The sequence below is a fragment of the Rhizobium sp. YTUHZ045 genome, assembly GCF_051124255.1.
Classification (GTDB): domain Bacteria; phylum Pseudomonadota; class Alphaproteobacteria; order Rhizobiales; family Rhizobiaceae; genus Rhizobium.
This window is the reverse complement of the sequence record NZ_CP101436.1, coordinates 267885-275506: the sequence shown is the minus strand read 5'-3', so window position 1 is coordinate 275506 and position 7622 is coordinate 267885. Positions and strand designations below refer to the sequence as shown.

Annotated in this window: 6 protein-coding genes; 5 read left to right on the top strand and 1 reads right to left on the bottom strand. The window is 59.7% G+C overall.

All coding sequences use genetic code 11. The features are described from left to right. Positions 1 to 1122: 1122 nt before the first annotated feature. Positions 1123 to 2208 carry an ROK family protein gene (locus tag NMA58_RS32720; protein ID WP_434715138.1) on the bottom strand — a complete coding sequence of 362 codons (1086 nt, stop codon included), beginning with the start codon at positions 2206 to 2208 and terminating at the stop codon, positions 1123 to 1125. Between the two features lie 122 nt (positions 2209 to 2330). Here NMA58_RS32720 and otsB point away from each other — a divergent pair, with 122 nt between their 5' ends. The 5 genes from otsB to NMA58_RS32695 all read left to right on the top strand — a co-directional run bounded on the left by otsB (position 2331) and on the right by NMA58_RS32695 (position 7612). Beyond that, positions 2331 to 3110, top strand: coding sequence for a trehalose-phosphatase (gene otsB / locus NMA58_RS32715; RefSeq protein ID WP_176536285.1), 780 nt, complete (start codon positions 2331 to 2333; stop codon positions 3108 to 3110). Positions 3111 to 3307: 197 nt separating this feature from the next. Then, positions 3308 to 4192 carry a helix-turn-helix domain-containing protein gene (locus NMA58_RS32710; protein WP_434715137.1) on the top strand — a complete coding sequence of 295 codons (885 nt, stop codon included), beginning with the start codon at positions 3308 to 3310 and terminating at the stop codon, positions 4190 to 4192. 207 nt (positions 4193 to 4399) lie between these two features. Beyond that, positions 4400 to 5473, top strand: a complete 1074-nt coding sequence (locus NMA58_RS32705) for an ABC transporter substrate-binding protein (RefSeq protein ID WP_434715136.1) — start codon at positions 4400 to 4402, stop codon at positions 5471 to 5473. A gap of 64 nt (positions 5474 to 5537) precedes the next feature. Beyond that, a complete protein-coding gene (locus tag NMA58_RS32700) occupies positions 5538 to 6356 on the top strand; it encodes an ATP-binding cassette domain-containing protein (protein WP_434715135.1) in 819 nt (272 codons plus the stop codon). Next, on the top strand, positions 6353 to 7612 hold the full coding sequence (locus tag NMA58_RS32695; RefSeq protein ID WP_430960074.1) for a sugar ABC transporter permease: 1260 nt from the start codon (positions 6353 to 6355) through the stop codon (positions 7610 to 7612). The genes NMA58_RS32700 and NMA58_RS32695 overlap by 4 nt, the downstream gene beginning before the upstream one ends. The last annotated feature ends 10 nt before the right edge of the window (positions 7613 to 7622 follow it).

Here is a 7622-nt window from a genome sequence, read left to right as displayed (position 1 = left end):
TCACGCAAATCCTGATAAATCGGGCAATTTTGCGCAAATGATCGTGAGTCTGGCGATTCCGTCAAGCGATTTTTTGGTTAGCCAATATATAACAAACCGAATTCCTCGAAAAAATTGCGTGGAATTCCGGAATCTTAGCGCGATTGTCAGCTGACAATGGTGGCGACACCGCATCGGCCGAAGACACCGACCCTATCGCTAGGACGTCTCGACCGACGTCGAGGCCTTCGCCGACTCACGTAGAGTAACCGCCGCCGCTTGGTACAGACCGGATCAGGCAGATGGCGTTCTTATTTATAGGCAGACGGACGGCAAAGGCTCTCGACCTCCAACCCGCGGACGGGCTCGACGTGGGAAGCCTTGCCATTTGCATCTTGGGATTCCGGATCGCGGCGTGACGGGGCAAGGCCGAGCATTTGTTCGAGACGGCCTGCATTGATCGGTGCGCTTATTCCCTTGAAGTTCATCTTATATCTTTCGTCTGCATATGAGCTTGCGTGACGTGGAGATAAGCGCAATTTGAACGCGCGGAGAACCGCCCGCCGATGTTATCACCATCTTTTGCAGTTGTGGCAGAAAAGGGCAGGGGGCTAAACCAGGCATTACTCCCGAGATACGCCTGCGACAACGACGATGCGCGGCATGCTCGACAGACGCGCCGAACCGGGTTCTATTCGGGCCATACGCATTGCCAAGAGTCGCGACTTGCGTCCGCGATTGAGTTGACCGCCGCTGCTGGGCGCGGCAGTGTGATGCCTGCACGACATCTACTACGAGCGAGCCAGCCGAATGTCGGCGCGATGAACCAATCAACCGAGTTCGCAGTCAGCTGCAGATAGGAACAGCTGGCGTGACGGACATTAAGCGCAATGAATGTGAGGTTTGCCCTGCGCTATGCGAATCACATCGGTACGGCTATCATCGGGTTCAAGCCCGCACGTGACCTGTCTCTGCTGAAACCGGCACTCTTCCTAGCGGAACTTATGCGCGCCTTTGCTTCCGTCTACCAAATTCTTCGTTGTTTACCTGTTATTTACCATAAGGCGACGCGGCGTCGGCCGATGCTTGTGCGGGGGGTGACATGATCATTGCTTTGCCGAAAGCTTCCCCGTCGTGGCAGGGTTATCGCGCTTTCAATCCCTCGCGATTGGTAAAATGCGCATTGCCCAATCCCGTGCCGATGGTCAGCACCGCCCATCTCGACACGTCCTCCACGAAAGGGATCTGCGACAAGCCCTGCACGACGGCGTCATTGTGCATCATCACGAAGGTGCTGTGATCGGCGATCGAGGGAATGGCCTTCATCAGTGCTGCGGGAAGGTTGAAGTTGTCGCTTTCCCAATTGCCGCCTGGCAGGTTCTGTCCGCCGCGTTCGATCGAGCCGTCTGCCTTGATGATGCCGGGACAGCCGATGCCGATGATCGGAGCCGGCTTCAGATTGGCCTTTTCTGCCTTGTCGATCAATTCCTGCAGCATCGCCGCCATTCTTTCCACCGTCGCACTGCGGCTCGGTTCGTCGTCGGCGTGGCGCCAGATGGTCGATTCCCAGACGCCCGCATCTGCAAAATGGGGGCTTTTCTCCTTTCCGAACTCAACGACGCCGGCACGGACATTCGTGCCGCCGATATCCACGGCGAGCATCGCTTTGTAACCCTTGAACATCCAGGGCGGCATGAGGTGGACGGAGCCGATCAGTCCCGCCTCGTCGGGATGGTGGACGATTGGGGTGACCTCGATATTGATGCCCGCCGCCTTGAGAAGAACCATGGTCCTGGCGATTGCCAGCTCCCCGAAGCGGCTTTGCCTGAAGCCGCCGCCGACGACGATGCGCTCCGTCTTGAACCAGCGCTCGTCCTTGAGGAACTTGCCGATGACCTCGGCAAAGTCCTTCGCGAAGTCCTCCACCGCCCCCAGGACCAGTGCGGCGGCCTCCATATCGTCCCCTTTCAGCAGAGACTCGATCTTTTTCTTGGAAAGCTTTGCTGTCGCAACCTTGCCGATCGGGTCATCTCCGAATTTGCGGACGTGTTTTCTCCAATCGTCGAGCTTCTGCTGAAAGGTCTTCTTGTTGGCGTTGTCGCCAACGAAGCCGTTCTTGTCACGCAGTTCATTGTTGTAGTCGTCGATCGTCACCAGCGGCAAAACAGTCGCGCCATGCGCCAACGGCGCGGTGATCTCCTCGCTATTCTTGGAACTGCTTTTGGCCATCAATTTACCTTTACGGCACGAGTGCTCGAACGGGGGCGAGATTAAACGCTGACCCGCCTTTGGATGTTCCCGTGCCGGCTACGTCATCTTGTCCTTGCCGGCGGGCGACCTAGCTTCAATGATTGCAGAGTTTGGAGAATGCCGTGCAGGACGACACCACTACGCAGGAAATGCTTTCATTGGTGCTGGGGGAACCGGAGCACTGGGCGATGTTTCTCGACATTGACGGAACGCTGCTCAATCTTGCGCCTACGCCGGACGCGATTGAGGTCCCAGAGGACTTGCCCGGACACCTTCATCGCCTTTCGAACAAGCTCGGCGGCGCCTTGGCACTGGTCACTGGGCGCTCGCTTGCCTATGCAGACGAGCTGTTCAAACCCTTTGCATTTCCAACGGCAGGTCTGCACGGCGCCGAGATCAGGAGCGCCGCCGGAATGCATACCGTCGAGCCGACGCCCGAGTTCCAGGCGCTGAAACATGCATTGACCGCCGAAGCCGAACATTATCCAGGAGTTCTGATAGAGGATAAAGGCGCCGCCGTCGCCGCGCACTACCGACTGGCGCCCGAATATGAAAAAGTGCTCGAGGAGCGCATGCATCACTATGCCGAGCTGGCCGGGCCGAACTGGGCGTTGCAGCTCGGTAAAAGGGTGTTCGAGCTGCGACCGGCACGGTCGAGCAAGGGCGACGCGCTGGAACGCTTTTTCCAGTCCGATCCCTTCAAGAACCGCGTTCCCATCACCATCGGCGATGATTTGACGGACGAGTCGATGTTTGCGATCGCCAATGCGCGCGGCGGGGTTTCCATTCGCGTCGGGGCCATCGGCGCCCCGAGCTGCGCCACGAGCCGGCTGTCTTCGGCTGCGCTGGTCAGAAATGTGATTGCCGCCCTGGCCGCCTGAGATCAGTCTCGGACGACCCCAAAGGCAGATTGCCGTCGTCTTTGCGCCGCCTGCGTAGCGTTAATCATCAAAAAAGTATCGGTTTTGGCCTGGAATCGTGGTGGCGGGCACGAAGCGAGCCCACTACACTCGTCTTAATAATAAAGCCAAAAGGGAATTTGGCAGGCGGACGTAGAACCGCCCGGGAGGAGGAAACGATGGAACCTGACTTGGAAGTCGTTCAGATCAGACCGGGCGAATCCTTCGCAGCGAAGGCGCATGGCTATCCCTATCACACCGTTCGCTGGCATTTTCATCCGGAATATGAACTGCATCTCGTCGTGGCGACAACAGGACGCTATTTCGTCGGCGATTTCATCGGCGAGTTCGAACCGGGCAATCTGGTGCTGGCTGGCCCCAATCTTCCTCACAACTGGATCAGCGACGTCCCGAAGGGATCGAGCATTCCGCTTCGATGCCAGCTCATCCAGTTCAGCGAGAATTTTATCAGCGACACGATGAAGGTGCTGCCCGAGCTCGGTCCCTTCGAGCCGGTCCTCGAAGCGTCCCGCCGGGGCGTGCTCTTCGGCACTGAGACCAGCCGGCAGGTGGCGCCTCTGGTGAACGAGGTGCAGCAGGCTCAGGGCGTACGCCGTATCGAGCTTTTCATGATGATCGTCGGGCTGCTCAGCCGGGCGCAGGATGCCCAGCTTCTCGCAAGCCCCAGCTATCTGCCCGATCCCTCGGGCTATATGTCGGCCGGCATCAACAAGGCGCTCGCTTATATCAGAGAAAATCTGACGAAATCCTTCGACGAAACCGATCTCGCTGCGATCGCCGGACAGTCCACAGGCGCCTTCTCACGCGCCTTCCGCCGGCATACGGGCATGTCGCTCGTGCAATATGTGAAACGCCTACGCATCAATCTCGCCTGCCAGATCCTGATGAGCGACGACCATGCGTCGATCACAGACATCTGCTTCGAGGTCGGCTTCAACAATCTGTCCAACTTCAACCGCCAGTTTCTCGCGGAAAAAGGCATGACGCCGTCCCGCTTCCGGCGATTGTTGGGTGACAATATCAACGTGGCGAAGGCGGCATAAGGTCGGCCGAAGAAGGCAATAGGAGGAAAAGGAGGAGGAACGAAAACTGACGCAGGCTTAAACGTGAGCGCGCGAGGAGCGGCTCGCGAGAGGAGACGCTTGTCCTCAGAAACAGCAAACCGCCGGGGCAGGCACGCCGCTCGTTCAGCCGAACGGCACAGCAGAAACTGCAATCACCGACTACACGATTTTTTCCAATGGGAGGAGATGGAAATGACGAAATTTTCAACAAAAGCGGCAGGCGCCGCGGCACTTATGTTGTCCTTACTCGGCGGGACTTCCGCCATTGCACAAAGCGCGGTTGCGGATGCGACCGTCGCGTTCCTCATGCCCGACCAAGGCTCGACCCGTTATGAAGAGCACGACCATCCGGGCTTCGTCGCCGAAATGAAGAAGCTTTGCGCGTCGTGCAAGGTCATCTATCAGAATGCCGATGCCGATATTGCCAAACAGCAGCAACAATTCAATTCGGCCATCACCCAGGGTGCCAAGGTTATCGTGCTGGATCCGGTGGATTCGGCGGCGGCCGCATCTCTTGTCCAGCTCGCCCAAAGCCAGGGCGTCAAGGTCATTGCCTATGACCGCCCGATTCCGACCGGCAAGGCCGATTTCTATGTCTCCTTCGACAACAAGGCGATCGGCAAGGCGATTGCGGAATCGCTCGTCAAGCATCTGAAGGCGAAGAACGTGCCAACGGACAGCGGCGGTATTCTGCAGATCAACGGTTCGCCGACCGATGCTGCTGCCGGCCTGATCAAGGACGGCATTCACGAGGGTCTGGCGAGCGGTGGGTACAAGACGCTTGCCGAATTCGATACGCCGAACTGGCAGCCGGCGAATGCGCAGCAATGGGCCGCCGGACAGATCACCCGCTTCGGCAAGCAGATCGTCGGCGTCGTCGCTGCTAATGACGGCACCGGCGGCGGCGCCATCGCTGCCTTCAAAGCCGCCGGCGTCGATCCCGTGCCGCCGGTGACCGGCAACGACGCGACGATCGCGGCGCTGCAGCTCATCATATCAGGGGATCAGTACAACACGATCTCCAAGCCGAGCGAAATCGTCGCCGCCGCCGCTGCCGATGTCGCCGTGAAGCTCTTGGCAGGCGAGACAATCAAGGCCGAGATGACGCTCTATGATACGCCGGCCCAGCTTTTCGTGCCGGCCGTCGTCACTGCCGAGAATTTGAAGGCCGAGATCATCGACAAGAAGATCAACACCGCCGAGGAGCTCTGCACCGGCCGTTACGCCGACGGCTGCAAGAAGCTCGGCATTATCAAGTAATCCGCCAGGGAAGCGCGGCCGCCATCGGTCGCGCTTCCACTTCGCTTTTCGGAAAGGCCAGGCGATGTCTGACACCTCATACACTTTCGACTCGCGCCAGCCCGTCCTCAGCCTGCGCGGAGTTTCGAAGAATTTCGGAGCGGTATCGGCGCTGACCGACATCGAACTCGACGTGCATGCCGGCGAGGTCGTGGCGCTGGTGGGCGACAATGGCGCCGGCAAATCGACACTGGTCAAGATTCTGGCCGGCGTCCACCAGCCGACCTCGGGCACCATCCTGTTCGAGGGCCAACAGGCAGATTTATCGAGCCCCAGCGCTGCGCTCAATCTGGGCATTGCGACCGTGTTCCAGGATCTGGCGCTTTGCGAAAATCTCGACGTCGTCGCCAATATCTTTCTCGGAAAGGAGATCAATCCTTTCCAACTCGACGAGGTCGCGATGGAGATCCGCGCCTGGAAGCTGCTGAACGAACTTTCGGCGCGAATCCCAAGCGTGCGCGAGCCCGTCGCCTCGCTTTCCGGGGGCCAGCGCCAGACCGTGGCAATCGCCCGGTCGCTGTTGCTCGAACCGAAACTGATCATGCTCGACGAACCCACGGCAGCACTCGGCGTTGCCCAGACGGCCGAGGTGCTCGACCTGATCGAGCGCGTGCGCGATCGCGGCCTTGGCGTTATCATGATCAGCCATAACATGGAGGATGTGCGGGCCGTCGCCGACCGTATCGTCGTCCTTCGGCTCGGCCGCAACAACGGCACCTTCATGCCCGACGCATCCAACGAAGAGCTCGTCAGCGCGATTACCGGCGCATCCAACAACTCCGTCTCCCGCCGCGCCATGCGTCGCAAGGCGCAAAGCCGAGAGAACGAGGAGGGCAGACCATGATGAAGACCATTGAGAACGAACCGGCAGCACCTGTTCTCCTCGATCGGCGTGACGAAAGAGTACGCCATGACGATAGCCTTGCCGGGTGGGTCCGCGCCTTCTGGGATCGTATCCGCTCCGGTGACCTCGGCTCGCTGCCTGTCATCATCGGCTTGGTGATCATCTGGACGGTGTTCCAGGCGCTCAATCCGGTGTTTCTCTCCAGTGCCAATCTCGTCAACATGCTGTTCGATTGCTCGACGGTCGGCGTCATCTCGCTCGGCATCGTCTGCATCCTGATGGTCGGCGAAATCGATCTGTCCGTCGGTTCAGTCAGCGGCTTCGCCTCGGCGCTCGTCGGCGTCTTCTGGATCAACCAGGGCTGGCCGGTGGTACTGGCCATTCTTGCCGCCATGGCGGTCGGCGCCTTGATCGGATCACTTTACGCCTTCCTCTTCAACCGCTTCGGCATGCCGAGCTTCGTCTCTACCCTGTCGGGACTGCTCGCCGTTCTCGGGCTGCAGCTCTATATTCTCGGAGCGACCGGCTCGATCAATCTGACCTATGGCTCGTGGCTCGTGAATTTCGGGCAGATAATGGTCATGCCGGATCCGGTCTCCTATACGCTCATTGCGCTTGCCGGCATTGCGTATTTTTTCTCCAGCTACCGCACCGCGGCGCGGCGGCGGGCCGCCGGGCTGTCGTCGAAATCCGTCAGCGGACTGCTTCTGCGCGCCGTCGTGATCACTGTTGCCCTGGAAGCGGTAGCCTTCTATCTCAACCAGTCGCGCGGAATTCCCTGGATGTTCGGCCTTTTCGTCGGCCTCGTCGCAGCGATGAACTATGCGCTTACGCGCACGAAGTGGGGGCGCTCCATGCATGCCGTCGGCGGCAACAGGGAGGCTGCCCGCCGGTCAGGCATCAATGTATCGCGCATTTATGCGAGCGCCTTCGTCATGTGCGCCCTGCTGGCCGCGACCGGCGGCGTGCTTTCGGCGGCGCGACTGGCGACGGCCAGTCAGCAGGCCGGCACGGGCGACGTCAATCTCAACGCCATCGCCGCGGCGGTCATCGGCGGCACCAGCCTGTTCGGCGGACGCGGCAGTGCCTATTCGGCCCTTCTCGGCATCATCGTCATTCAGTCGATCGCGAGCGGTCTGACGCTCCTCGATCTGTCGTCATCGCTTCGTTACATGATCACGGGGGCCGTTCTTGCCGTAGCCGTCATCGTCGACTCGCTGGCACGCCGATCGCGCATTTCGCACGGCCGGGCCTAATCAACAGGAA

Coding starts and splice junctions, on each gene's coding strand:
- NMA58_RS32695 (WP_430960074.1), top strand. CDS start 6,353: ATGATGAAGACCATTGAGAACGAACCGGCAGCACCTGTTCTCCTCGAT.
- NMA58_RS32705 (WP_434715136.1), top strand. CDS start 4,400: ATGGAAATGACGAAATTTTCAACAAAAGCGGCAGGCGCCGCGGCACTT.
- NMA58_RS32720 (WP_434715138.1), bottom strand. CDS start 2,208: ATGGCCAAAAGCAGTTCCAAGAATAGCGAGGAGATCACCGCGCCGTTG.
- NMA58_RS32700 (WP_434715135.1), top strand. CDS start 5,538: ATGTCTGACACCTCATACACTTTCGACTCGCGCCAGCCCGTCCTCAGC.
- NMA58_RS32710 (WP_434715137.1), top strand. CDS start 3,308: ATGGAACCTGACTTGGAAGTCGTTCAGATCAGACCGGGCGAATCCTTC.